At 61.3% G+C, this 22,736-nt stretch carries 22 protein-coding genes, 4 tRNA genes and 1 riboswitch; of the genes, 16 read left to right on the top strand and 10 right to left on the bottom strand.

Annotated elements, in window-relative coordinates; all coding sequences use genetic code 11:
• The first annotated feature begins 123 nt into the window (after positions 1-123).
• From plsY to ACB037_RS12780, 7 genes are all read left to right on the top strand, one after another.
• The gene (plsY, locus tag ACB037_RS12810; RefSeq protein WP_029314836.1) at positions 124-786 is read left to right on the top strand and encodes a glycerol-3-phosphate 1-O-acyltransferase PlsY; all 663 of its coding nucleotides are present in this window, start codon (positions 124-126) and stop codon (positions 784-786) included.
• A gap of 47 nt (positions 787-833) precedes the next feature.
• Positions 834-909 (top strand) — tRNA-Phe (locus ACB037_RS12805).
• A 52-nt stretch (positions 910-961) separates the two neighbouring features.
• Positions 962-1,037: transfer RNA gene (locus ACB037_RS12800), tRNA-Thr, on the top strand.
• A 3-nt stretch (positions 1,038-1,040) separates the two neighbouring features.
• Positions 1,041-1,116, top strand: a tRNA-Phe gene (locus ACB037_RS12795).
• Between the two features lie 8 nt (positions 1,117-1,124).
• Positions 1,125-1,200, top strand: a tRNA-Asn gene (locus tag ACB037_RS12790).
• 266 nt (positions 1,201-1,466) lie between these two features.
• A complete protein-coding gene (locus ACB037_RS12785) occupies positions 1,467-2,810 on the top strand; it encodes a potassium channel family protein (protein ID WP_043152903.1) in 1,344 nt (447 codons plus the stop codon).
• Between the two features lie 246 nt (positions 2,811-3,056).
• Positions 3,057-3,656 carry a Yip1 family protein gene (locus ACB037_RS12780; RefSeq protein ID WP_029314835.1) on the top strand — a complete coding sequence of 200 codons (600 nt, stop codon included), beginning with the start codon at positions 3,057-3,059 and terminating at the stop codon, positions 3,654-3,656.
• Between the two features lie 109 nt (positions 3,657-3,765).
• Here ACB037_RS12780 and ACB037_RS12775 read toward each other — a convergent pair whose 3' ends face one another.
• Positions 3,766-4,098, bottom strand: a complete 333-nt coding sequence (locus ACB037_RS12775; protein ID WP_039039727.1) for a hypothetical protein — start codon at positions 4,096-4,098, stop codon at positions 3,766-3,768.
• A gap of 381 nt (positions 4,099-4,479) precedes the next feature.
• On the opposite strand from ACB037_RS12775, the gene ACB037_RS12770 reads away from it, so the two are divergent.
• Positions 4,480-5,973: a histidine-type phosphatase gene (locus ACB037_RS12770; RefSeq protein WP_371175406.1), complete on the top strand. Its 1,494-nt coding sequence runs from the start codon at positions 4,480-4,482 to the stop codon at positions 5,971-5,973.
• A 52-nt stretch (positions 5,974-6,025) separates the two neighbouring features.
• On the opposite strand, the gene ACB037_RS12765 is transcribed toward ACB037_RS12770, so the two are convergent.
• Positions 6,026-6,901 carry a DMT family transporter gene (locus ACB037_RS12765; protein ID WP_270835794.1) on the bottom strand — a complete coding sequence of 292 codons (876 nt, stop codon included), beginning with the start codon at positions 6,899-6,901 and terminating at the stop codon, positions 6,026-6,028.
• A gap of 96 nt (positions 6,902-6,997) precedes the next feature.
• Between ACB037_RS12765 and ACB037_RS12760 the strand changes: the two genes are divergently transcribed.
• Positions 6,998-7,456 (top strand): Lrp/AsnC family transcriptional regulator, encoded by a 459-nt coding sequence (locus ACB037_RS12760; RefSeq protein WP_039039724.1) that lies wholly within the window; start codon positions 6,998-7,000, stop codon positions 7,454-7,456.
• Between the two features lie 87 nt (positions 7,457-7,543).
• On the opposite strand, the gene ACB037_RS12755 is transcribed toward ACB037_RS12760, so the two are convergent.
• The 4 genes from ACB037_RS12755 to treR form a co-directional block, all read right to left on the bottom strand.
• Entirely contained in the window at positions 7,544-8,164 is a 621-nt protein-coding gene (locus ACB037_RS12755; protein ID WP_043152895.1) for a sugar O-acetyltransferase, read from the bottom strand.
• Positions 8,164-9,828 carry an alpha,alpha-phosphotrehalase gene (gene treC / locus ACB037_RS12750; RefSeq protein WP_124243761.1) on the bottom strand — a complete coding sequence of 555 codons (1,665 nt, stop codon included), beginning with the start codon at positions 9,826-9,828 and terminating at the stop codon, positions 8,164-8,166. Before treC ends, ACB037_RS12755 begins: the two co-directional genes overlap by 1 nt.
• Positions 9,829-9,916: 88 nt before the next feature.
• A complete protein-coding gene (gene treB, locus ACB037_RS12745; RefSeq protein ID WP_124243760.1) occupies positions 9,917-11,347 on the bottom strand; it encodes a PTS trehalose transporter subunit IIBC in 1,431 nt (476 codons plus the stop codon).
• A 186-nt stretch (positions 11,348-11,533) separates the two neighbouring features.
• Complete coding sequence (gene treR, locus ACB037_RS12740; RefSeq protein WP_371175405.1) at positions 11,534-12,481, bottom strand: trehalose operon repressor TreR; 948 nt, start codon at positions 12,479-12,481, stop codon at positions 11,534-11,536.
• 134 nt (positions 12,482-12,615) lie between these two features.
• Between treR and ACB037_RS12735 the strand changes: the two genes are divergently transcribed.
• The 3 genes from ACB037_RS12735 to ansB all read left to right on the top strand — a co-directional run bounded on the left by ACB037_RS12735 (position 12,616) and on the right by ansB (position 15,060).
• The gene (locus ACB037_RS12735) at positions 12,616-13,566 is read left to right on the top strand and encodes an AEC family transporter (RefSeq protein WP_201888119.1); all 951 of its coding nucleotides are present in this window, start codon (positions 12,616-12,618) and stop codon (positions 13,564-13,566) included.
• Between the two features lie 111 nt (positions 13,567-13,677).
• Positions 13,678-13,884 carry a heavy-metal-associated domain-containing protein gene (locus ACB037_RS12730; RefSeq protein ID WP_041213975.1) on the top strand — a complete coding sequence of 69 codons (207 nt, stop codon included), beginning with the start codon at positions 13,678-13,680 and terminating at the stop codon, positions 13,882-13,884.
• 117 nt (positions 13,885-14,001) lie between these two features.
• Positions 14,002-15,060, top strand: a complete 1,059-nt coding sequence (gene ansB, locus ACB037_RS12725) for an L-asparaginase 2 (RefSeq protein ID WP_010675782.1) — start codon at positions 14,002-14,004, stop codon at positions 15,058-15,060.
• Positions 15,061-15,154: 94 nt separating this feature from the next.
• Here ansB and ACB037_RS12720 read toward each other — a convergent pair whose 3' ends face one another.
• Complete coding sequence (locus tag ACB037_RS12720; protein ID WP_371175404.1) at positions 15,155-16,141, bottom strand: sodium:calcium antiporter; 987 nt, start codon at positions 16,139-16,141, stop codon at positions 15,155-15,157.
• An 89-nt stretch (positions 16,142-16,230) separates the two neighbouring features.
• A riboswitch (yybP-ykoY riboswitch) is annotated at positions 16,231-16,337 on the bottom strand.
• Between the two features lie 190 nt (positions 16,338-16,527).
• Between ACB037_RS12720 and ACB037_RS12715 the strand changes: the two genes are divergently transcribed.
• Positions 16,528-17,115: a superinfection exclusion B family protein gene (locus ACB037_RS12715; RefSeq protein WP_041213974.1), complete on the top strand. Its 588-nt coding sequence runs from the start codon at positions 16,528-16,530 to the stop codon at positions 17,113-17,115.
• Positions 17,116-17,180: 65 nt separating this feature from the next.
• On the opposite strand, the gene ACB037_RS12710 is transcribed toward ACB037_RS12715, so the two are convergent.
• The 3 genes from ACB037_RS12710 to ACB037_RS12700 form a co-directional block, all read right to left on the bottom strand.
• Complete coding sequence (locus ACB037_RS12710; RefSeq protein WP_041211864.1) at positions 17,181-17,639, bottom strand: methylglyoxal synthase; 459 nt, start codon at positions 17,637-17,639, stop codon at positions 17,181-17,183.
• A 250-nt stretch (positions 17,640-17,889) separates the two neighbouring features.
• Positions 17,890-18,369 (bottom strand): bacterioferritin, encoded by a 480-nt coding sequence (bfr, locus tag ACB037_RS12705; protein ID WP_010675778.1) that lies wholly within the window; start codon positions 18,367-18,369, stop codon positions 17,890-17,892.
• Positions 18,370-18,501: 132 nt separating this feature from the next.
• On the bottom strand, positions 18,502-18,708 hold the full coding sequence (locus ACB037_RS12700; protein ID WP_010675777.1) for a bacterioferritin-associated ferredoxin: 207 nt from the start codon (positions 18,706-18,708) through the stop codon (positions 18,502-18,504).
• Positions 18,709-18,846: 138 nt separating this feature from the next.
• Here ACB037_RS12700 and ACB037_RS12695 point away from each other — a divergent pair, with 138 nt between their 5' ends.
• The 3 genes from ACB037_RS12695 (at position 18,847) to coxB (ending at position 22,727) form a co-directional block, all read left to right on the top strand.
• Positions 18,847-19,161 (top strand): HlyU family transcriptional regulator, encoded by a 315-nt coding sequence (locus ACB037_RS12695; protein ID WP_041211748.1) that lies wholly within the window; start codon positions 18,847-18,849, stop codon positions 19,159-19,161.
• Positions 19,158-21,230, top strand: a complete 2,073-nt coding sequence (locus ACB037_RS12690; RefSeq protein WP_371175403.1) for a tRNA(Met) cytidine acetyltransferase TmcA — start codon at positions 19,158-19,160, stop codon at positions 21,228-21,230. The genes ACB037_RS12695 and ACB037_RS12690 overlap by 4 nt, the downstream gene beginning before the upstream one ends.
• Before the next feature lie 294 nt (positions 21,231-21,524).
• On the top strand, positions 21,525-22,727 hold the full coding sequence (coxB, locus tag ACB037_RS12685; RefSeq protein ID WP_371175402.1) for a cytochrome c oxidase subunit II: 1,203 nt from the start codon (positions 21,525-21,527) through the stop codon (positions 22,725-22,727).
• The last annotated feature ends 9 nt before the right edge of the window (positions 22,728-22,736 follow it).

Here is a 22,736-nt window from a genome sequence, read left to right as displayed (position 1 = left end):
ATGCAGGCCCGGCAAGCAGATTGCCGCTGGCGGCCGGTTTGGGCGACACGCTTTCGGGCAAGCCCGGGCCTGGGAATGTGGCCCGCATCATACCCCATTCATATCGTGGTAAAAACGACCAAGATGACGGCCCTGACGATTTTGATGATTATTCTGGCCTATCTGGGCGGCTCGCTGTCCAGTGCCGTGCTGGTTTCCCGCATCACGGGTCTGCCGGATCCCCGTGACCATGGTTCCCACAACCCGGGGGCGACCAATGTGTTGCGCCTCGGCGGCCGGATGGCGGCGCTGATCGTGCTGCTTCTCGACGTGCTCAAGGGGATGGCCCCCGTCTACCTCGCCTGGTATCTGCAGATCAAGCCCGTCTACCTCGGCTTTATCGGGGTGGCCGCCTGTCTGGGCCACATGTACCCCCTCTTCTTCCACTTCCGTGGCGGCAAGGGCGTCGCCACCGCCCTCGGTACCATGCTGCCCATCGGCTTTGCCATGGGGGGCGCCGTCATCACCACCTGGCTGCTGGTGCTGCTGGTGAGCGGCTATTCGTCATTGGCGTCCATCGTGACAGTGTTGCTGACTCCGCTCTTTACCTATCTGCTCAAACCGGAATACACGTTGCCGGTCTCCCTGCTCTCCTGTCTCATCCTTATCCGTCATCACGAGAACATTACCCGCCTGCTCAAGGGGGAGGAGTCCCGCCTCTGGGGGCGCCGGGGAGCGGTCCCGCCAGCAGAAGTGATGAAAATGGATGATGCTGCGCAAAAAAGAGACGAACGAGACGAAAAGTGAAATTTCCCGTTGACCACCTGCCCTAAAATCCGTTTAATAGCGCCCACGCCCAGATAGCTCAGTCGGTAGAGCAGGGGATTGAAAATCCCCGTGTCGGCGGTTCGATTCCGTCTCTGGGCACCATATTTTGGTGCCATGAAATAAAAACGTGTTCATGCACAATGGTTTGAAGTGTGCCGGCTTAGCTCAGTAGGTAGAGCAACTGACTTGTAATCAGTAGGTCACCAGTTCGATTCCGGTAGCCGGCACCATTTGCCCAGATAGCTCAGTCGGTAGAGCAGGGGATTGAAAATCCCCGTGTCGGCGGTTCGATTCCGTCTCTGGGCACCACGAATAATTCCTCCTTAGCTCAGTCGGTAGAGCGACGGACTGTTAATCCGCAGGTCGCTGGTTCGAGCCCAGCAGGAGGAGCCAAATAAAAAGCCCAGCAGCAATGCTGGGCTTTTTCTTTTCCCGTTTTTCCATGTCCCGCTTCCCGCTGTTCGAAAAGCGTCCTGTCCGGTGACAAAGCTGTCGCAGCGCTCCTCTTGAATCTTTCCTCCCAGTGACTTGGCCCGTCTGCCGAGTATGATGGCGTGGTGAGTCCCTATGCTGCGCCCGCCGGATCACCCTGTCGTGATCGACGCCTGCCGTCACCCCGGCCCGGCAAAACGGGATCGGTTTCTTGAGTGAGGTCATGCATGAATGCAACAGAGCTTTGGCAGCTTTCCCCCGAGCAATTCAACGAGTGGCGGCGTGAGAACGATTATCCCCGTATCTGGGCGCTGCTTGTGGCGTCGCTGCCCCATTTCGACGACTGGATGGCGGAGCAGAAGATAGAAAAAAGCGTGATCTTCCAGATCGGCATCGCCCGCTTCATCAGCTCCCGCTGCGTGCTGAGCCTTTGTGTCTACATGAGCGACGACAAGGTCCGCCTGTATGAGAGCGCCTCGAGTGCACTGGAATCCCTGCGCAAGAGCGGCCTCATCCGCTCGGAGACCCGTTTCGAGCCTTACAGCATGTGGCTGGCGGGAAAACATGGCAATGACGAGGTGAAACGGGTGCAAAGCCTGCTTTCGGTCTCGGAGAACAACAAGGGGGAGGCCCAGGTGCTGGGCAAGCATCGTCTGCTCAACATCGGCGGTGTTACCCTCAAAAGCCCCATCATCTCCGGCCGGTTGCTCGATTTTACCTGTCTCGACGAGCTCTCTCTCGATGGGGCCGTCAACAACTCCAAGGTTTATCTGTGGCACTGCTCGGCCAAGGGGGTCAGGGTCAATGGCGGGGTGATCGGGCTCGATCTGTTCGACTCCCTGCTGTGGGACCACAGGGCCTGGGCCAAGAAGCGGGAGCTGGCGCTGGAGGACGGGGTCTTTCAGGACTTCACCATAGAGTGCGAGGAGATCCGCTTCCACTCCTCCCGGGCGGTGCTGAAAAACTTCAGCGTCAGCGCCAAGAACTTCGATGCCACCATGGAGCACACCAACCTGGACAAGGTGGAGGTGGTCTACAACGACAATGGGCGGATCGACCACAACGAGGCGAGCAAACTCTATCGCAATGCCAAGCGTCTCTTCTCCAGCGTGGGTGACACCGTCGACGCCGGCGAGTGCTACTACAAGGAGAAGCTGCACGAGATGAAGTCCCTGGCGAGCCCGCGGGAGCTGTTCCGGGAGCGCTGGTTGCGCAGCGGTCCGATGACGAAGTGCTGGCTCTCCCTGTTGTGCTATCTCAAGTGCGCGGGCAAGTTCATCAGCTTCATCACCTGGGGGTTTGGGGAGCGTCCCATCAGAAGCCTGCTGATGTCGATGGGGGTGATCCTGCTGGCGACCCTGACCTATTTCCTGGCACCGGAGTCTGCAACCCACGGCCATCTGGGGCGCTCCCTCTATTTCAGCATCGTCACCTTCGTGACCCTGGGTTATGGGGACATCTCCCAGACCTCCTCGCCGCTGCAACTGCTGTCGGCCATCGAAGCCTTCTGCGGCATGTTCCTGACCGGTCTCTTCCTCGCGGGTTTTGCCTCGAAAACCAAGCAGTATTGACGGGAGCGCCGGCGGCGGGTGCCATCAGTGCCCGCTTCCGGTGCCCTCCTGCTGTCTTCCCATCCCTCCCGGCTGTCCCGGCTGTCCCGGCGACCTTGCTTGACGCAGCGGCGGTGGAGCGACTTTATTTAAAGTCATCGCATGCCATGGCAAGCGATGGCGCCACCAGCGCCCGGACATGACGCAATCAGAGGAGAAAGCCCGGTATCGATCCGCCAACCACCGATGTAGAGAAGGAATAACGCTATGATATTGAATCACTTATGGGGATTGTATGCCCATCCCCACACCGAATGGCATACCATAGACGAGCGGCACGACAGCTTCAGAAACAGTCTGACCCACATCCTGCTCGTGGCCCTTATCCCTCCCATCTGCGCCTACTATTCCGCCGTTCACATCGGCTGGAGCATCGGGGTCGGCGATCCCATCACCCTGACCGCCAACAGCGCATTCAAGCTGTCGGTCGCCATGTACGTGACCCTTATCATCGGCGTGCTGGCACTCTCCTATCTGGTGCACTGGATGGGGCATACCTTCGGCTCGGATCCCAGCTACACGACCTCGCTGGAGCTGGCGGCCTACACCTCCACGCCACTCTTCATGGTGGGCTTCTCCGCTTTCTTCCCGCATCTCTGGTTCGTGATGCTCATCGGTTTGGTCGGGCTGACCTATTCCGTCTACCTGCTCTATATCGGCGTGCCCATCCTGATGCACATCACCAAGGAGCAGGGATTCATCTACGCCAGCTCAGTGGTGACGGTCGGCCTGGTGTTGCTGGTCTGCGTGCTGGCTGCCACGGCCATCCTGTGGGGATCCGGCTTCGGTCCCGTCTTCACCCAGTAGCCGTGCGTGCCGACGGCAACGACGACAAGGGCGCCTTGATGGCGCCCTTGTCGTTGATCTCTCGCCTGGTCGGCGTGTCTAGACCAGGGAGGGACGTCGTCTGCGTTGATCAGCGGGGATTGCCGCTGCCGATGCCGAACGGGATGCGGTAATCGCTGCTCTGATCGCCGAGGCTGACGGTCAGGTTGCCCTGGGCGCGACTCGGGATCTGTACCTGCTGGGTACCCATCAGGTTGGCGTGGACGGAGGCCACCAGATCACCGGATTCATCGCGCACCTCCAGCATGGGGTTGGCCTTGCCGGCCATGGCGGCGCTGGCATGCCAGTTCACGAACAGCACACCCGGGGTGGCGTTGAAGTCGGCGGGGACGGAAGCCTGGGCAACACCGGCACTCATCAGGCCTGCAACGGCCAGCATCTTGATCACGTTTTTCATGTTCATTCACTCTCTTGGTTTTTATGTCATTGGCAAGGCCTGACAGGCCTGCATCAATGCATCCTTGCAAGAGGTCATTCAAATGGTGTGTTGTTTTGTCACGGATGCTTGTCGCCCATATGGATGGGGGACGGCCATGAACGACCAGTTGTTTTGCGGCTTGGCGCTCCTGCCTAAGCGATGTGTGAATATTAAGCGCCTCACCCGGTCATTGTTAGCGAGATAAACTGGCCTACACGTTCAAAAAATATGAATGATGATTTGTGGGGGGCATAGACGGGTTGGAGGGTAGTCACCCTTCCGGAGAGAGGTGCATGTCCCAGACCTGACACCGGATTGTCACATCCGGTGCGTACTGTGCGGCTTCATTTTCACACTTGTTCAAGGATGACTATGTTTCGCGTCTCTTCCCTTGCCGCCTGCGTGGCGGCCACCCTGCTGAGCGGCTGCAATTCGGGCAATGACTCCTCCTCGCCCGCCGTCGGCGACTATCAATACAGCACCAAGGCGGTCTATGCCGCCCGTCAGGCAATGAACAGCTATGAGGTTGCCCCTGAAGGCTTTAGTCCCGTCTTCACCGAGCTGGTCGCACGCCACGGCTCCCGCTCGTTGTCCAGCCCCAAATACGATGTGCTGACCAAGCTGGTGTGGGAGGAGGCCGCGAGACAGGGGGCCTTGACCGAGCTGGGCCAACGGCTCGGCGCAAAGGTGGACGCCGTCACGGCCGCCAACCAGACCCTCGGCTATGGCCTGCTGAGTGCGCTCGGCAAGGAGGAGCACGCCAACCTGGCGACCCGGCTCGCCGAACGGCTGCCCACCCTGCTGACCACTGAATCGACTCCCCTCTGCCTCAAGGTCGAGACATCGGGCAAGGATCGCGCCAACGAAAGCGCCTACTTCTTCATGCAGAGCCTGGCCAAACGGGTCTCTCTTGTGACGGACAGCCCCGACTGTTACGTAAGCCAGGAGAACCCTTCCGAGATCGACAAGGGGCTGCGCAACAAGTTCGAGCTCTACTTCCACAAGACCGAGCCGCAGGGGGAGTACACCCGGTATCTGCCCACCTTCCAGGCCTATCAGGCCTTTGTCGGGGACGAAGACAACGGGGTGGCTCCCGCTCCCGAGCTGACCGAGGCCCTCGATGCGCTCAAGGCCCTGCCCAGGACCCGGGTGATGGCCCGCGAGATGCTCGAGCGTCTCTATAGCAAGGCCTTCGTCGACGAGCTGGCCGCCGGGGTGGATTACGTGGCGGTGAATCCGGAAGACGGCGGCAAGACCCATGTGCGCGACGAGGTGGACGCCGCCCTCATGCTCTACAACCTCTTCATCATCGGCCCGGGGATGATCCGGGAGGCGCAGGCACAAGGCGGGTCCTGGGATCTCGAGCAGTTCATCACGCCAGAGGAGTCTGCCTGGTTCTCCTACCTTTCCGATGCCGAGGACTTCTACAAGAAGGGGCCGAGTCTTGCCAGCCAGAGCGCCACCTACGCCGTGGCCCAGTCCCTGCTTGACGGCCTCTTCAACGAGGTACAGACCCAGGTGGTGGAAGAGGCGGGCGAGCATGTCGCCAAGCTGCGCTTTGCCCATGCGGAGACCCTGATCCCGCTGGCGGCCCTGATGAAGCTGGCAGGGAGCCGCCAGAGCGCCCAGCCCGGCGTGCTGATGAGCCAGGAAAACAACGAATGGCGTGGCGGCGGGGTCTCTCCCTATGCGGCCAACATCCAGTGGGATGTCTACCGCAACGAGGCAGGCCGGGTGCTGGTGAAGATGCTTTACAACGAGAAGGAGCTCGCTTTCAAGGCAGGTTGCGCCCCCATTGCGGTGGGCAGCTTCTTCTATGACTTCGGCGAGCTCAAACGCTGTTACGACTACTCGTCCTGACGCTCTCGTGCCATCCCCGGGGCCGGTCATCGCCGGCCCCGATTTTTTTGGTTCAGGCGGAGCCGGCTTGTCGACGACCCGCCTGCCAGGTGGTGCCCATGGAGGCGGCGATGATGGCGGTTATCCCGAGCCATTGGGACGGGGGCAATTGTTCGCCCAGCCATACCAGTCCCATCAAGGCTCCCATGGCCGGTTCACCGCTGGTGAGAATGCCGTAGCTCTTGAGGGGAAGGCGGCGCAGGGCAAACATCTCGAGAGAGTAGGGGATGGCGCTCGAGAGCAGCCCCACCCCGATGATGGTGAGGATCACGGGGACGGTGAATGACGCCTCGATCGCACCCTCCAGCCCGAAGGGCAATACCAGCAGGGTGCCCACCCACATGCCCAGCGCAGGAGCCTGTGTGCCCAGCAAGGCTCCTGCCCGCTTTCCGGTGAGCATATAGAGCCCCCAGAAGAGGCCAGCCCCGAGAGCCAGTGTGGCACCCAGGGGATCGATGGCCTGCTGTGTTGCCCGCAGGGGCAAGAGCAGCAGCAGCCCGGCGATGGCCAGTATCAGCCAGATGAAGTCTGCCCGGTGGCGTGAGGAGAGCAGGGCCACCGTCAGGGGGCCGATGAACTCGATGGCCAGGGCTACGCCGAGGGGAATGCGTGCGATGGCGAGATAGAAGAGCAGGTTCATGGCCCCAAGCGACAGGCCGTAGGGGATGGCGCCCAGCAGGGTGCGTCGGTCGAGGGGGGCACGCCAGATGCGAAACACCAGGGAGAGAAGGAGGGCGGCGCACCCCAGCCGGAACAGGGTCGTGCCTGCGGCTCCGAGCAGGGGAAACAGGGATTTGGCCAGGGAGGCGCCGAGGGTGATCGACAACATGGCGAGCAGGACGGCCAGAAGAGAGGAGAGGGCATTGGGATTGGGTTGCATGGTGTTCATACCGAGCAGGACGATGGGCAGTAAAATATATCTGGAGACTTGGGTAAAACCGGTCTAATACTGGCCTTGTGCGATAATTTTTATCTAATGAACCCCATGACCGACAAATTTGATCTGCTCATCCTCGCCGAGCTGCAACAGGATGCCCGTCTGCCCACGCCGGAGCTGGCCCACAGGGTCGGTCTTTCCGCCCCAGCCTGCTACCGCCGCGTCCGCGCCTTGCGGGAGTCCGGTCTCATCGAGCGGGAAGTGGCGCTGGTGGCACCGTCCACCATGGGCTGGCCCATCACCATGCTGGTGCTGGTGACCCTGGAGCGGGATCATGGCCGCATCGTCGATGAGATGATCGCCAGCCTGCAGCGGGAACCCGAGGTGATGGATCTCTGGTATGTGACGGGGGAGCAGGACTTCGTGCTGCAAGTGGCCGCCAGGGACATGCAAAGTTACGAGCAGTTCACCCGTCGGGTGCTCCATGCCAGGGACCAGGTGCGCAGTTTCAAGACTCTGGTGGTCATGGGACAGCACAAGCGTTGCGGCGCCTTGCTGCCCGGGTAAAGAGGGGGTTGCGCCGAAGCCTTGCCGGCATTGCGGGAGCGCCGTCAGGGAAACGAACAGGGGCAGGTACGGCCTGCCCCTTCTGTGTCAGCCAGGCTCTCCGGGCGCCAGCTCCTCTGCCGTCATGGGGCGCAAGACCCGGCAGGGATTGCCGACCGCCACCACGCCTGCCGGAATGTCTCTGGTGACAACGGACCCCGCCCCGATGACGCTGTTGTCCCCTATGGTGACGCCCGGGCAGATGACGACGCTGCCCCCAATCCAGACGTTGTTGCCGATACGCACCGGCTTGCCGAACTCCACCCCCTTGATGCGCGGCGCTACCGCCACCGGGTGGGTAGCGGTGTAGATCTGCACTCCGGGGGCCAGCAGCACGTTGTCGCCTATGTGTACCTCGCACACATCCAGGATGGTGCAGTTGAAATTGGCGTAGAAATTCTCGCCGACAAAGATGTTGGCGCCATAGTCGCAGAAGAAGGGGGGCGTGATGAAACAGCGTTCTGCGCGGCCACCCAGCAGGCGGGTGAGGCGCTCATCCCAGTCAGGGGCATCGGTTCGCTCCCGGTTCAGTTCTCCCAGCAGGGCGCGGCACTGCTCCCGCGCAGCCCGCAGTTCGGGGTCCCCTGCATCATAGGGCGCTCCCGCCACCATCTTCTGCCACTCGGGGCCACGCACGGCGGGCCGCTGCACTGTTGTTGCGTCAGTCATCATTGCTCCATCAGCCAGATCAGGGATTCGTAAGGGCGCAGCTTGCAGGATTGCGGGCGGGCCGGGCTATCCGGGTAGTTGCCAAGCAGCAGTCGCCCCTCCCCGCTTTGCAGCTCGGCAGGCAAGGCAAACTCCACCGGCTCGCCGTAGAAGTTGCTCACCACCAGCAGGGTCTGACCGTGGGCGCGGCGGGCATAGGCCCAGATCTGCGGGTGCCCTGCCAGCAGCTCCTGATAATCCCCCTGGGTGAAGATGGGATGGCTCTTGCGCAGGCGGATCAAATCCCGGTAGTGCCAGAACACCGAGTGCTGGTCGGCCAGCGCCACCTCGGCATTGATCTCGGAATAGTTGGCGGCAGGCTTGAGCCAGGGCGTCCCGCTGGTGAAACCGGCGTTGGAGGCGGCGCTCCACTGCATCGGAGTACGCGAGTTGTCCCGGGACTTGGCGCCGAGAATGGCGAGGATCTCGGCCTCGCTCATCCCTTCCGCCTGCTTGATGGCGAAGATGTTGCGGCTCTCCACATCCTGATAGTCGTCGATGTGCTGATAGCCGGGGTTGGTCATGCCGATCTCCTCCCCCTGATAGATGTAGGGGGTGCCTTGCAGGCCGTGCAGCGTGCTGGCCAGCATCTTGGCGGCGACCACCCTATGCTCGCCCTCATCGCCGAAACGGGAGACGATGCGCGGCTGATCGTGGTTGCACCAGAACAGCGCCGACCACCCCTTGCCATGCATACCGCTCTGCCAGTGGTTGAAGATGCGCTTGAGTTCGAGGAAATCGAACGGGGCCTTGGTCCACTTGTCGCCGCCCGGGTAATCCACCTTGAGGTGATGGAAGTTGAACACCATGGAGAGTTCGGAACCATCCAGCGCGCCATAGCGCTGGCAGTGTTCCAGGCTGGTGGAAGACATCTCGCCCACCGTCATGGCCCCCACGGGGGCGAAGACGTCGCGGCTCACATCCTGCAAAAATTCGTGGATGCGCGGCCCGTCGGTGTAGAAGCGGCGGCCATCCCCCACCTCGTCGTCAGGGAATGCCTGATCCTTGGAGATGAGATTGATGACGTCGAGGCGGAAACCGTCGACCCCTTTCTTCGCCCAGAAATGGATGATCTTCTTCACCTCGGCGCGCACGGCCGGGTTCTCCCAGTTGAGATCCGCCTGCTCGCGGGCAAAGAGGTGCAGGTAGTACTGGCCGGTGGCCGGATCCAGCTCCCAGGCGCTGCCGCCAAACTTGGATTGCCAGTTGTTGGGCACGCCGCCGTCCACCGAATCTTTCCAGATGTAGTAGTCGCGATAGGGGCTGTGCTTGTCCCCCAGCGCCGACTTGAACCAGGCGTGCTCGGTGGAGGTGTGATTCACCACGATATCCATCACGATGCGGATGCCGCGCGCATGGGCGGCGCCCAGCAGGGCCTCGAAATCGCTCATGGTGCCGTAGGCGGGATCTATGTTGAGGTAATCGGCGATGTCGTAGCCGTTGTCCACCTGGGGGGAGACGTAGACCGGGGTCAGCCAGAGGGCATCGACCCCCAGCGTCTTGAGATAGTCGAGGCGGGCCATGATCCCCTTGAGATCACCGGTGCCACGGGCGCCGGAATCCTGAAAGCTTTTGGGGTAGATCTGGTAAATCACGGCGCTTTGCCACCAGGGTGTCTGTGTCATGGTTGGTTCGCTCATTGGTTGAAACCGGATTAGTTGGAACAGGGCAACGATAAAGGGCGGAGCCAGGGCTCCGCCGAGGTTGTGTGGATCAGGCCGTGGCCAGATCCAGCTTGCCGGCCGCTTGCTGGCGCTTGTAGACCAGCAGGGTCAGCAGGGCGGGGACCACGATGGCCACCAGCATGGCGATGGCGTAGATGCCCCAGTATTGCGGCTGGATGGAGAGGATGCCCGGCAGGCCGCCCACCCCGATGCCGTTGGCCATCACACCGGCGAAGCCACAGATGAGAGCCGCACAGCTTGAGCCCACCATGGCGCACAGCATGGGGAACTTGTACTTGAGGTTGATGCCGTACATGGCCGGCTCGGTCACCCCGAGATAGGCGGAGATGGCGGCCGGAACCGAGATCTCCCGCTCGTTCTCCTTGCGGCTGATCAGGATGATGCCGACGACCGCAGACGCCTGGGCGATGTTGGAGAGGGCGATCAGCGGCCAGATGGGGGTGCCGCCCATGCTCTGCATCAGTTGCAGGTCCACCGCGTTGGTGGTGTGGTGGATGCCGGTGATGACCAGGGGCGCATAGAGGAAGCCGAACAGGGCGGCGCCGATGGGGGCAAACGAACCCGTCATGGCCGCCTTGGCGGCAAAGCCGACGCCGTCACCAATCCAGCGGCCGAACGGACCGATCAGGGCGTGGGCCACGATCACCGCCAGCAGCAGGGAGATGAAGGGCACAATCACCAGGTAGAGATAGGCCGGGATGATGCGCTTGAGGCTGGTCTCCACCCAGGCGAGGAAGACACCCGCCAGCAGGGCCGGAATGACCTGGGCCTGATACCCCACCTTCTGGATGACGAAGAGGCCGAAGTCCCACACTTCCGGGGTCTGCTGGCCGATGCCATAGGCGTTCATCAGTTGCGGCGACACCAGCGTGATACCCAGCACGATGCCGAGGATCTCGGAGCCGCCCATCTTCCTCACCGCAGACCAGCAGACACCCACCGGCAGGAAGTGGAAGATGGCTTCACCCAGCAGCCAGAGGAAGGCGTGCACCTGGGCCCAGAACTGGCTGATCTCGGTGAGGGTGTGGGTGCCGTCGTCGAACATCTTGATGTCGCCGATGACGTTGCGAAAGCCCAGGATCAGACCACCAGTGATGATGGCGGGCAGCAGGGGGACGAATATCTCCGCCAGGTGGGAGATGCCGCGCTCCAACGGGTTCATGTTGTGGCGAGCGGCCTGCTTGGCGGCCTCCTTGCTGCCGCCGCTCACGCCGATCTCCTGGGTGAGCGCCTTGTACCACTGATCCACCTCGTTGCCGATCACCACCTGGAACTGGCCGCCCTGGGTGAAGCTCCCCTTCACCGAAGGGATGGTCTCGATGGCCTTGGGGTCGGCCTTGGCCGGATCGGCCAGCACGAACCTGAGCCGGGTCAGGCAGTGGCTGACAGTGGTGATGTTCTCTTTGCCGCCGATCCGCTCGATCAGCTGCGCCAGATGCTGTGTGTTGACTTTTGACATGAGCCTTCCCTCTGTGACTCCATGAATAATGGTCGTGTCTTTACCGGCTGGCCAAGGACCGCCCGTTTATTGGTATCGTTCCCAATCAGCATGAAGCCAGTGGCTGGCATCGGCAATGGGAACGTTCCCAATTCGTGGCGCTGGTCACAAAAAGCGCAAAACGCCGGGAATGGAGGAAAAGATAGACTACAGGGGCTGACAGGGGGCGATGGTTGCTCTGGGGGGCTGCCCCTCTTCAATCTGGTCGAGCAGCTGTCTGGCGGCCAGGATGCCGGCGTCCTTGTAGCCGAAATCCAGGCTGAGGGTGTTGGCAAAGAGGAAAGTCAGCATGGGATTGCTGCCAAGGCCGCTCACCAGGATGTCGGTGCGACCCTGCTCCTGCAGGTATTTGGCGGCGCCGATGGCCAGGGTGTCGCTGGCGCAGACCATGGCCTGGGTGGTGGGGGTGAGCAGCTCGGCCGCGAGCCGATAGCCGCTTTGCAGACCGAGATCCCCGAGGGCGCTGCGGGGTGTGCACCCCTGTTCCTGACAGTAGTCGAGGTAAGCCTGATGCCGACGCAGCCCCGTGGTGAGATCGCTGCGTTCCACCCCGAGATAGGCGACCTCGGTCAGGCCACGCTCCCCGAGGTGGGCGAGCACGGCGCGCACCGCCCCGTCATCGTCGAAGCAGACCGACGAGAAGCCTGGGCGCTCGCGGGCCATCAGCACCAGTTTCTCCCTGAGCGGCGCCATGGCGGCATAGTCCAGATCGTTGAAGGCAAACAGGATGATGCCGTCCACCCCGCGCCGCTCCAGCACCGCCAGGTGCTCGCTCACCTTGGCGGGGGAGAACTTGCTCTCCATCAGCACGGCGTCGTAGCCACGCTGGTAGAGGGTCTCCAGCATGCCGCGCACCGCCTGGTTCTCGGAGCTGGAGTCGAGGCGCGACACCACGATGCCGACCACCTGCTGGCTCTGGCTGCGCATGGCCCGCGCCGATTTGCTCGGGACGAAACCGTGCTGGGCGATCACCGATTCGACCCTGGCCCTGGTCTGGGCATTGACCTTGGGATCCTGATTGAGCACCCGGGAGACGGTCGACTTGCCGACCCCGCTGAGGCGAGCGATATCGAGGATGGTCAGTTTCTTTTCCATGGGGGATCCGTGACAGGGGAGGGCGACAACCGGGATGCAGACATTGTTGTGATTAACTCCTGTGAATACAAGCCCATGGCGTTAGAATGCCCTTTCCCAGGCGACTTTCTTCGCCGTTGCACAGGACGCGCATCATGGATCTGTTGGCAAGTCTGCACTTCTCTCTCTCCATCACGGGCCCCATCTGTCTGGTGCTGGTACTCGGCATCTGGCTCAAGCGGCTGGGTCTCTTGCCCGACAGCTTCGTCGAGTCCGCCTCCCGTCTGGTGTTCCAGGTCACCCTGCCAGCTCTCTTGTTCCTGAGCATGGTGCGCACCGATTTTTCCACCATGCCGAGCCCCTGGCTCATCCTCTACGGCCTGCTCGGCACCCTCGCCGGTTTCCTGGTGCTGGAGGTGCTGGCGGCCCGTTTCATCAGCGAGCAGAAATTGCGGGGCATCTTCGTGCAGGGCAGCTTTCGCGGCAACATGGGGATCATGGGGCTGGCCTATGTGCAAAACGCCTACGGCCCGGAAGGGATAGGGGCCGCCGCCCTGCTGGTGGGCTCCATCACAGTGCTCTACAACATCCTTGCGGTGATCACCCTGACCCGCAGCCTGGGGGGCGGAAAGGGGCTCGCCCCCATACTCAAGGGGATCGTCAAAAACCCCCTCATCATCGCCATTCTGGCGGCCCTGCCCTTCGGTCTGCTCGGCATCGAACTGCCCCAGCTGGTCATCAGCACGGGCAACTATTTCGCCAACATGACCCTGCCGCTGGCCCTGCTCTGCACCGGCGCCAGCCTCAACCTCAAGGCCCTGCGCGGCGGCGCCATGCTGACCGGCTGGGCCACGGTCAACCGGTTGTGCTGCATCCCCGTGCTGCTGGTGCTGGGGGCCTGGGCGCTCGGTTTCAGCCCTCAGGCCCTCGGCATCCTGTTTCTCATCAGCTCTACCCCCACCGCCGCAGCCAGCTATGTGATGACCCGCGCCATGGGGGGGGACAGCGCCCTGGCGGCCAACATCATCGCCACCACCACCCTGGGCTCGCTCGTCACCACCAGCCTGGGGGCCGCCCTGATGAACTACCTGGGACTGATGGGGTGATGGGGCGCCGCCATGATGCACGACCCGGGGTTGACGGGATCGGCATTCGCCCTTGACCTTGCCGGAGGCGGCAGCTTTAGGCTGATGTCACATCGACAGAGGAGAGAGCCCATGACCATCGAACTCACCGTTACCGGCATGTCCTGCGGCGGTTGCGCTGCCAGCCTGCAAAAGGCCCTGCTGGCCCAGCCAGCAGTCCGCACCGCCACGGTCGACTTTGCCAGCCGCAAGGCAGCCATCGAGAGCGAGCTGAGCAAAGCCGAGTTGATCGCCCTGATCGAGGCGAGAGGCTTTCAGGTAGAGTGGATTATCACTTAATTGGTATAAATCAGACTAATATTCTGTTTACTTCTTTTTATTGGTGAGAATGATCACTTAAATCCCGTTTAAAAAGAATAAAAATGCTGCAATTCCCTCATCCAAAAGGATTGCAGCATGACCCTTCCCATTCGCAAGACCCTGATCGCCGCCGTACTCGGCCTGACCCTCTCCCCCATGGCCATGGCGCTGCCCAGCGTGCACATTCTGGCCACCGGCGGCACCATCGCCGGGGCGGGCCAGTCTGCCACACAGTCCAACTACGAGGCCGGCAAGGTGGCCATCGAAACGCTGATCGCCGCCGTGCCCGAGATGAAAAACGTGGCCGACGTGCAGGGTGAGCAGGTGGTCAAGATCGGCTCCCAGGACATGAACGACGAAGTGTGGCTCACGCTCGCCAAGCGCGTCAACGCGCTGCTGGCCAGGGATGACGTGGACGGCATCGTCATCACCCATGGCACCGACACCATGGAGGAGACCGCCTACTTCCTCAATCTGACCGTCAAGAGCGACAAGCCGGTGGTGCTGGTGGGCGCCATGCGCCCCTCCACCGCCATGAGCGCCGACGGCCCCATGAACCTCTACAACGCCGTGGTGACTGCCTCCGACCCCGCCTCAAAGGGACGTGGCGTCATGGTGGCGATGAACGACACCGTGCTGGATGCCCGCGACGTCACCAAGACCAACACCACAGGAGTGCAGACCTTCGCCTCCCCCAACTTCGGCCCGCTCGGCTACATCCACAACGGCAAGATCGACTACCAGCGCAGCCCGGCCCGTCTGCATACCAGCAAGACCCCGTTCGACGTGAGCAAGCTCGACAAGCTGCCCCAGGTCGGCATCGTCTACAGCTACGCCAACGCCTCGGACCTGCCGGCCAAGGCCCTGGTGGATGCCAAGTTTGACGGCATCGTCAGCGCCGGGGTGGGCAACGGCAACCTCTACCACACCCTGTTCGACACCCTGGCCAAGGCGAGCAAGGACGGCATTCGCGTGGTGCGTTCCGCCCGCGTGCCGACCGGTTCCACCACCCTGGATGCCGAGATCGATGACGCCAAGTACGGCTTCGTCGCCGCCGAGACCCTCAACCCGCAGAAGGCGCGGGTGCTGCTGATGCTCGCCCTGACCCAGAGCAAGGATCCGGCCCAGATCCAGCGCTGGTTCCAGCAGTTCTAAGACCTCGGATCGGTCTGATTGACACTACCCCGTGAGATGAAGGGCAGGATAGGATCCTGCCCTTTCTTGTTGCGCCAGAGGCAGAGGCCGGCCCTCAGCTCATCATCAGCCAGCCGCAGAAACCCAGGTAAACCAGTCCCACCAGGGCGAGCCTGCCCGCCGTCATCCGCTCCCGACTGAACCCCCACCACAGCAGCGTGACCGCCAGCAGCGTCACCAGGGAGGAGGCCATCATGGTGCTGTCCAGCAGCCAGGGGGTGAACAGCAGGCAGAACGCCTTGGGAATGGTGCCCTGGATCATCATGGCGCCGGAGATATTGGCCAGCGCCAGCCGGTGTTTGCCCTGCCGCACCCAGATAAGCACGTTCATCAGCTCGGGCATTTCGGTGGCCACCGGGCTCAGCAGCAGGGCCGCCAGCACCGGAGAGAGACCGAACAGCTCGCCCATGTTCTCCAGCTGGTGAACGAACAGCTGGGCCGCCAGCGCCACCACACCGAGCGCCACCAGGGTTTGCAGCAGCACCTTGCCGAGCGCCGGGATCCTGGCGTGCGGATCCAGCTTGAGGGGGGAGGGCAATTCCGCATCGTGGCTGTCGGTCTGTTTCAGCTCACGTCGCACATAGAGGAGGTACATCAGCATGAACAGGGGGGCCAGCCAGGTTTTACCGGTGAAGGCCACCATGCCAAGCAGCACGGCCAGCAGGAAGATACCGGCAAACCAGACCTGATCGCGGCCTATTTCGCGCTGCACCTCACCATGAATGACCCTGTGCCCATGGTCCAGGCACAGCAGCAGGGTCACGCCAACGGCGGCATAGCCAAGGGTGGAGAGCACCAGGGGACCGCCGAGGGCCGCACCTATGCCTATCTGCTGCTGGGCGGGGGCATCCCCCATCAGCAGGGCGGTCAGGGTGACGATGCATTCGGGCAGGGCCGTGCCGAGGGCCGCCAGCAGAGAACCGGTGGCACTTTGGGACAGTTTGAAATGATGGCCGGTCCATTCGATGCCGTTGACGAAGTATTCGCAGGCCAGATAGATGGTGACGGCAGAGATCAGAAATAACAGCAGGGTGATCAGCATGATGAGTAACCGCCAGGCGAGCAGAACAACCGATGGACCCGATACGGCTCGCCCGGCTGGCGTGCATATCGAGGCCAAAGGTCTTGCAGGACGATAGGTGCTATCGCCGCCCATGCCATGGATCTGTGGATCCAAGAGTGTTGACATGGGCCCTGCCCGGATTTCGGGCGGGTTGCTACTCCCCAGTGACAGTGCGGGCTTTTTACCAAGTGGCTCGGTGAGGCGCAAGGCCAACAGAGGATGATCCGCGCGACAAGTTGTAAAAGGATGTGACAACCCCTCGACTCTCCCGTCCGGGATCCTGATCTTTTTACGGGGATCCTTGTGCTGGCACAGCGATTGCTACGAGTTGGCTACTGTCCACATTGACTTGGGAAGGGTGAACGATGAAACGGTGGATCCAACATTTTTACCAGCTTAATCGCCTCAACTGGCTGATGGTCTGGCTGCTGCTCTGCTGCAGCATCATCCTGCTGTTTCCGGCCGGATTGATGAAAGGTGCCGTGAGCCAGTGGGCCACGGCTCATGCGGCCTGGCTTGGGGTCGGCATGTTGATCGCCATCTCCTATTTCTGCAGTCAGGGCTTCCTGATCGCCTGGGAGTGGGCCTGTGACGAGTGGCAGTCCCGCCGCCAGCAGGATCAACTGGCCCAGATGATTGGCTTCCTCGACTTCAACGAGAAGGCGGTGCTGCGGGAGTTCGTACTGCAACGGAAAAGCGTCATAAACCTGCCGATCACCGAACCCGCTGTCAAAAACCTGATGGATGCCGGCGTGCTCACCTACGCCTACGGCAAGCCGGCGCGAGAGAAGGAGGACGAGAACCAGATCCGCGCCCTGATGATCGCCTTGCCGGCGCGCCCTCTGCTGACCTACAAGGTTCTGGGACTGTCGCGGGGCAAGATGAGCGACGAGCAGGTGGAGCAGATCATGAATGCCAGGCCCAAATTCGCGCAGAAAAGCCTCCAGCGCTGACCTTCTCCCCCCCATGAAAGAAAAGAGCCGGACATCTGTTCCGGCTCTTTGCTGTCTGGCGTTGCTTATTCGGTTCTGGCCTTGAGGTAGCCGGCGTAGTCGGGCACCTGGACGCTGAATGCCTGCTGCATGTGCGGGCTGTCCATGATGAAGTCCGCCGTCGCCTCGTTGGTGGCGACCGGGATGTTCCAGACGGCCGCGAGGCGCAGCAGGGCCTTGACGTCAGGATCGTGGGCGGCGGGATTGAGGGGATCCCAGAAGAAGATCATCACGTCTATCTTCCCTTCGGCGATGAGGGCGCCGAGCTGCTGATCCCCTCCCATGGGGCCGGAGAAGAGGCAGGTAATGGGCAGCTGCGCCTTCTTGCCGAGCAGGGTGCCCGTGGTGCCGGTCGCATAGAGATGGTGGAGCTTGAGCTCCTCCTTGCGGCGCAGCACCCAGTTCAGCAGAGGGGCTTTCATGTTGTCGTGAGCCACCAGGGCAACCCGTTTGTGGGGCGCCATCTCGCGTGCAATCAGTTCCATGGAGGTCATCCGTAGCAAAATGATGGGAATGGGGTCGTATCCTAATCGAAAGCGGCGCCTGCCGCTGCCCCATGCATCGTAACTGTGATCCCGGAGGTGGTTCAATCTGGCGCCTGCCATCCTGACAGCCTCTGGCCTGCCTTGTCAGCAACCAGGTTGGCTACCCTATCGTTGGGCAAGATCTCTGCCTCTGTCGCCATGAAAAAACCCGCCTGGGCGGGTTGGGATTGTCTCTTGATGTCATCGCGATTCAGGATGACTCGGCATGGAGCTGGGATTGCTGGTAGTTTTCCAGACCGATACGGGCGATGAGATCGAGCTGGGTTTCCAGCCAGTCCACATGCTCCTCTTCATCTTCCAGGATCTCCTGGAACAGGTCGCGGCTGACGTAGTCCTGCACGGACTCGGCATAGGTGATGGCGACTTTCAGGTCGGGGATGGCGTCCATCTCCAGAGACAAGTCACAGCGCAGCATCTCTTCCACCGTCTCACCGATGCGCAGCTTGCCCAGATCCTGCAAGTTGGGCAGCCCTTCCAGAAACAGCACCCGCTTGACCAGCTCGTCGGCATGTTTCATCTCATCGATGGATTCGTGATACTCCTTGTGCCCCAGCCCCTTGAGGCCCCAGTCATCATAGATGCGGGCATGCAGGAAGTATTGGTTGATGGCAACCAGCTCATTGGCCAGCACCTTGTTGAGGTGGGCAATGATTTTGGGATCTCCTTTCATCGACATTACTCCTCGTTTTCGAGCCTAGGCAACGATCACTAGAGCTTAGTCCAGAAACATGACCATAACGTGATGGGGGAAAGTCGTCCCCTGGAGGGCAGAAGGAGAGATGAAGATGAGAAGTCGGCGGTTTTACGCCACTTCGTAATAGAGCGGTGCCTGCTCTGACTCCATCTTATCGATTTCGGTAGCGATGATCTCCATCGCCATGCGCACACATTTACCACATTGGGCACCGACTTCCAGCGACTGTTTCAACTGTCGGAATTCAGTCTTGCCTGCCTGTACCGCCTTGCGGATCTGGTTATCTGTGATGCCGCGGCACAAACACACGTACATAATCTGGACCTCATGCTGGAATGAGATGAAATCTAAATGAGAATGGTTCGTAGTGCAAAGAACGAATGGTAATAAGATCCCGTGCTTGCCAGTGATTCCACCCTTGGGGAGAATGCCTTTATCAGAGAGGATGCGAACATGTTCAAAAAACTATTCAATGCCCTGTTCAAGGGAGAGATCGCCCAGAGCCCCGAGGTTGAGCCCATCGAATACATGGGCTATCTCATCTATCCCGAGCCCATGGCGGAAGGGGGGCAATACAGGCTGGCAGGTCGCATCACCAGGGAGATAGACGGGCAATTACAGACCCATCGCTTCATCCGCTCCGATCTCTTTGCCAACCCGGCGGATGCCGAGCGCTTCATGGTGCAAAAGGCCCATACCTTCATCGACCAGATGGGGGAGCGCATGTTTGAACCCCGTGTGAAGCCAGACGCCAGCCCAGCTCCATGATGTCAGCCGAGCTGCTCGCCTTGCGCCACGCTATCGCTCATGCCGGCGAGCGGCGTCTGATCTGGCTGGAAGGGGAGGAGGATGACTGCATCGTTCGTGCCGAATCCTTGCTGTGGGGAGAGGTGTTCTGGCTGGGGCAGGGTCCTGAGCGTCATGCTCCGCAGCCTGCCGCCAAGGCGCTTCAACGGCTCGGTCAGGAGTGCGACACCCTGGTATTCAATGCCTTCAGCGGTTTTCACCCCGATGCATTCGGTGCCTTGGCGGGGACATTGAGGGCTGGGGGGCTCTTGCTTCTGCTGACCCCGCCGCGTGAGGTATGGCCGACCTACCCAGACCCTGATCGTCAGAGGCTGGTCGCCCAGCCAGAGGAGGCCGATCGTGCCGGGCAGGGGTTCATCTCCCGTCTGGTACGGTTGCTGGCAGAAGATCCGGCGCGAGATCTGACGCCTGCCTCTTGTGATTTTACCTGGCAGCCTCTCGACGGGGACCGGCCGTTGAGCGCGGATCAAGCCCGTGCGCTGCCCGCTATCCACAACGTGCTGCACGGTCATCGCCGCCGCCCCCTGGTGCTGAGCGCCGATCGCGGTCGTGGCAAGAGCGCCGTGCTGGGGCTGGCGAGCGCCGACTTGCTGAGTCGGGATCCGGCCTTGACGATAGCGGTGACGGCCCCTTCCCACGCTACAGTGGCGACACTTTTTGCCCATGCAGAGCGCGCGCTGGCAGAGATGCCTGAGCGGCTGGCCGGTCTGAGCTATGTGTCCCCTGATCGGGTGGCTCAAGGAGACGTACTGGCGGATCTGCTGCTGGTGGATGAGGCCGCCGCTATCCCGACCCCACTGCTGGAGGCCATGCTGGCCCGTCACCGTCGCATTGTCTTCGCTACAACGGAGCACGGCTATGAGGGGACGGGGCGCGGCTTTCATCTGCGCTTCAAGAGGGTACTCGATGAGCAAACCCCGGATTGGCAGGAGCTGCGCCTGGTGGAGCCCATTCGCTGGAGCCTGAGCGATCCGCTGGAGCCTCTGATCTTCCGGCTCCTTGGCCTGAATGCTGACATATCGGCACCTCATCCCCCGACATCACCGACCTGGCGCCAGGTCGGACAAGATGAACTGGCCCGTGATGACGCGCTGCTCAATCGGGTGTTCGGCCTGCTCGTGCTGGCTCACTACCAGACCAGCCCCAGCGATCTGCGGTATTTGCTGGAGGGGCCGGATCTCGACATTCATCTGATGGAGCAGGGACAGGAGTTGCTCGGGGTGGCGCTGATCTCGCGGGAGGGCAAGATACCCCCTGATCTGGCGCACGCGATCTGGGCCGGACGAAGGCGCCCTCGTGGACATCTGCTGCCCCAGTCGCTGCTGGCCCACGCCGGTTTCGTGACGGCGGGGGAGCGCTCTTATGCCAGGGTGATGCGCATCGCCATCCATCCTGCCCTTCATCGTCTCGGGCTGGGGTCCCGGTTGCTGGACAAGCTGGTTTCACATTATCGGGCATTAGGGGTCGATTATCTGGGATCTGCCTTCTCCGCCAGTCCAGATCTGCTGCCATTCTGGCTCAAGGCGGGATTGAAGGTGCTGCGTCTTGGTCTGCAGCGCGATGCGGCCAGCGGCAGTCATGCAGCTTTGCTGCTGATGCCGTTGCAATCGGAATATCACGCCGAGCTGGCGCAATGGCGACAGCGTTTCATGAGCCAGTTGCCGGCCCTGCTGGCGGGTGAACTCAAGAGGCTGGATACCGAACTGGTCTGGCTATCCCTCAGAGGCGGACCTGTCACTCATGTGCCGGATCTGGATGAATTCGAGCATCGGGAACTCGATTGCTTTGCCCACCATCACAAGCCATTCGAATTGTGCCAGGCGACACTGCAACGCTGGCTGCTCCGGCAAGTGATGATGCTGGATGCGTTGAGTCAGGATGAACGACGGTTGCTGATCGCCACCATCTGGCAATATGCGCCCTGGTCAGAGTTGGCTGCCCGACAGGGTGTCGCGGGCAAACCCGCCCTGATAAAAGCATTGCGCTCCCTGCTGGCCAGACTGCTGGCTCAGCAAGCACCAGCGGGCTGACCCCGCCTCTGGCACGGCAGAAAACCACGGAGCCCGGGAGGAACCAATGGGCCCTCCGGGTTCTGCACATCGATTCGACTCACCATGGCTGAAGCTCTCTCCGTTCAAGGCGCGGCCACCCCGGGACCCGTTTCTCCCTCTTCCCTGCTCGCGTTTTGCCCATTGCCACTGCTCTGATGAGCCTGGTCAGGGCTGTCTGCATTTTGGTTTTTTCTGAATATGGACTAATACTTGAATGTGAAATGAATTTTAATAAATGCATTATTTTCAGATGGTTAGCGTTGGTCGTATTGAATGCAGGCCATCTTCTCCAACGTGCACAGGGAGTGCAATGTGAGAAACGATGCAGCTCAGGCAGGTGCCGGAATGATGATGTGGTTCATCAGCAGCAGCGCCTTTGCCAATGAGATCCGGTTCAACATGACGCGCGGGGCGACCGCCATCAGCCAGCAGGTCTATGACCTGCACATGACGATTTTCTATATCTGTTGCGTCATCGGTCTGCTCGTCTTCGGCATCATGTTCTGGTCCATCGTGCACCATCGAAAATCGCGCGGTGCCAAAGCCGCCCAGTTTCACGAAAGCACCCGCATCGAGTTGCTGTGGACGGCCATCCCCGTGTTGATACTGATCGCGATGGCGGCACCGGCAACCTCGACCCTGTTGAAGATGGAGGATACCTCCAAGGCCGATCTCACCGTCCTCGTCACGGGCTCGCAATGGAAATGGCATTATAAATACCTCGAGTATCCGGTGGCGTTTTATTCCCTGCTGGCGACCAGCAAACAGCAGATCTCCGGTGATGCCCCCAAGGGCGGCAATTATCTGCTGGAGGTGGATAACCCTCTGGTATTGCCGGTCGGCAAGAAGATCCGTTTCCTGATGACCTCGGACGATGTCATTCACTCCTGGTGGGTTCCCGCCTTCGCCGTGAAAAAAGATGCCAATCCTGGCTACATCAACGAGTCCTGGACGCGGATCGACAAGCCGGGCACCTATCGTGGGCAGTGCGCCGAGCTGTGCGGGAAGGATCACGGTTTCATGCCCGTGGTTGTGGTGGCCAAATCCGCAGAGGAGTTCGAGACGTGGATTGCCAGAAAGGAAGACGAGCAGGCAACTGCCAAGGCACAGCAACAGGCGCAGGCAGCGGAGACCATGACGTTGCCACAAGCCATGGCGCAGGGGGAGAAAGTCTATCTGGGGCACTGTGCGGCCTGTCATCAGCCCGCGGGTACCGGATTACCGGGCATCTTCCCGGCGCTCAATGGCAGCAAGGTGACCACACAGGCGGAACATCGGGCCCAGCATCTGGACATCGTCCTGCATGGCAAGAGCGGCACGGCGATGCAGCCTTTTGGCAAACAGTTGACGGCGCAGGAACTGGCCGCCGTCATCACCTATGAACGCAATGCCTGGGATAACAAGACCGGCGACCTTGTGCAGCCAGCCGAGGTGCAGTCCCTTCTCAACCCGGCCAATCCGGACAAGGACAAGTGAGGCGTCGGC

The organism is Aeromonas sp. S19(2024), assembly GCF_041402625.1.
Lineage (GTDB): Bacteria > Pseudomonadota > Gammaproteobacteria > Enterobacterales > Aeromonadaceae > Aeromonas > Aeromonas caviae.
The sequence above is the reverse complement of the archived record's forward strand: the minus strand, read 5'-3'. Positions and strand labels throughout refer to the sequence as shown.

What these genes read in the sequence shown, in the direction of transcription:
- plsY (WP_029314836.1), top strand. Translation starts at nt 124, where the DNA reads ATGACGGCCCTGACGATTTTGATGATTATTCTGGCCTATCTGGGCGGC.
- ACB037_RS12785 (WP_043152903.1), top strand. Translation starts at nt 1,467, where the DNA reads ATGAATGCAACAGAGCTTTGGCAGCTTTCCCCCGAGCAATTCAACGAG.
- ACB037_RS12780 (WP_029314835.1), top strand. Translation starts at nt 3,057, where the DNA reads ATGATATTGAATCACTTATGGGGATTGTATGCCCATCCCCACACCGAA.
- ACB037_RS12775 (WP_039039727.1), bottom strand. Translation starts at nt 4,098, where the DNA reads ATGAACATGAAAAACGTGATCAAGATGCTGGCCGTTGCAGGCCTGATG.
- ACB037_RS12770 (WP_371175406.1), top strand. Translation starts at nt 4,480, where the DNA reads ATGACTATGTTTCGCGTCTCTTCCCTTGCCGCCTGCGTGGCGGCCACC.
- ACB037_RS12765 (WP_270835794.1), bottom strand. Translation starts at nt 6,901, where the DNA reads ATGAACACCATGCAACCCAATCCCAATGCCCTCTCCTCTCTTCTGGCC.
- ACB037_RS12760 (WP_039039724.1), top strand. Translation starts at nt 6,998, where the DNA reads ATGACCGACAAATTTGATCTGCTCATCCTCGCCGAGCTGCAACAGGAT.
- ACB037_RS12755 (WP_043152895.1), bottom strand. Translation starts at nt 8,164, where the DNA reads ATGACTGACGCAACAACAGTGCAGCGGCCCGCCGTGCGTGGCCCCGAG.
- treC (WP_124243761.1), bottom strand. Translation starts at nt 9,828, where the DNA reads ATGACACAGACACCCTGGTGGCAAAGCGCCGTGATTTACCAGATCTAC.
- treB (WP_124243760.1), bottom strand. Translation starts at nt 11,347, where the DNA reads ATGTCAAAAGTCAACACACAGCATCTGGCGCAGCTGATCGAGCGGATC.
- treR (WP_371175405.1), bottom strand. Translation starts at nt 12,481, where the DNA reads ATGGAAAAGAAACTGACCATCCTCGATATCGCTCGCCTCAGCGGGGTC.
- ACB037_RS12735 (WP_201888119.1), top strand. Translation starts at nt 12,616, where the DNA reads ATGGATCTGTTGGCAAGTCTGCACTTCTCTCTCTCCATCACGGGCCCC.
- ACB037_RS12730 (WP_041213975.1), top strand. Translation starts at nt 13,678, where the DNA reads ATGACCATCGAACTCACCGTTACCGGCATGTCCTGCGGCGGTTGCGCT.
- ansB (WP_010675782.1), top strand. Translation starts at nt 14,002, where the DNA reads ATGACCCTTCCCATTCGCAAGACCCTGATCGCCGCCGTACTCGGCCTG.
- ACB037_RS12720 (WP_371175404.1), bottom strand. Translation starts at nt 16,141, where the DNA reads ATGCTGATCACCCTGCTGTTATTTCTGATCTCTGCCGTCACCATCTAT.
- ACB037_RS12715 (WP_041213974.1), top strand. Translation starts at nt 16,528, where the DNA reads ATGAAACGGTGGATCCAACATTTTTACCAGCTTAATCGCCTCAACTGG.
- ACB037_RS12710 (WP_041211864.1), bottom strand. Translation starts at nt 17,639, where the DNA reads ATGGAACTGATTGCACGCGAGATGGCGCCCCACAAACGGGTTGCCCTG.
- bfr (WP_010675778.1), bottom strand. Translation starts at nt 18,369, where the DNA reads ATGAAAGGAGATCCCAAAATCATTGCCCACCTCAACAAGGTGCTGGCC.
- ACB037_RS12700 (WP_010675777.1), bottom strand. Translation starts at nt 18,708, where the DNA reads ATGTACGTGTGTTTGTGCCGCGGCATCACAGATAACCAGATCCGCAAG.
- ACB037_RS12695 (WP_041211748.1), top strand. Translation starts at nt 18,847, where the DNA reads ATGTTCAAAAAACTATTCAATGCCCTGTTCAAGGGAGAGATCGCCCAG.
- ACB037_RS12690 (WP_371175403.1), top strand. Translation starts at nt 19,158, where the DNA reads ATGATGTCAGCCGAGCTGCTCGCCTTGCGCCACGCTATCGCTCATGCC.
- coxB (WP_371175402.1), top strand. Translation starts at nt 21,525, where the DNA reads ATGCAGGCCATCTTCTCCAACGTGCACAGGGAGTGCAATGTGAGAAAC.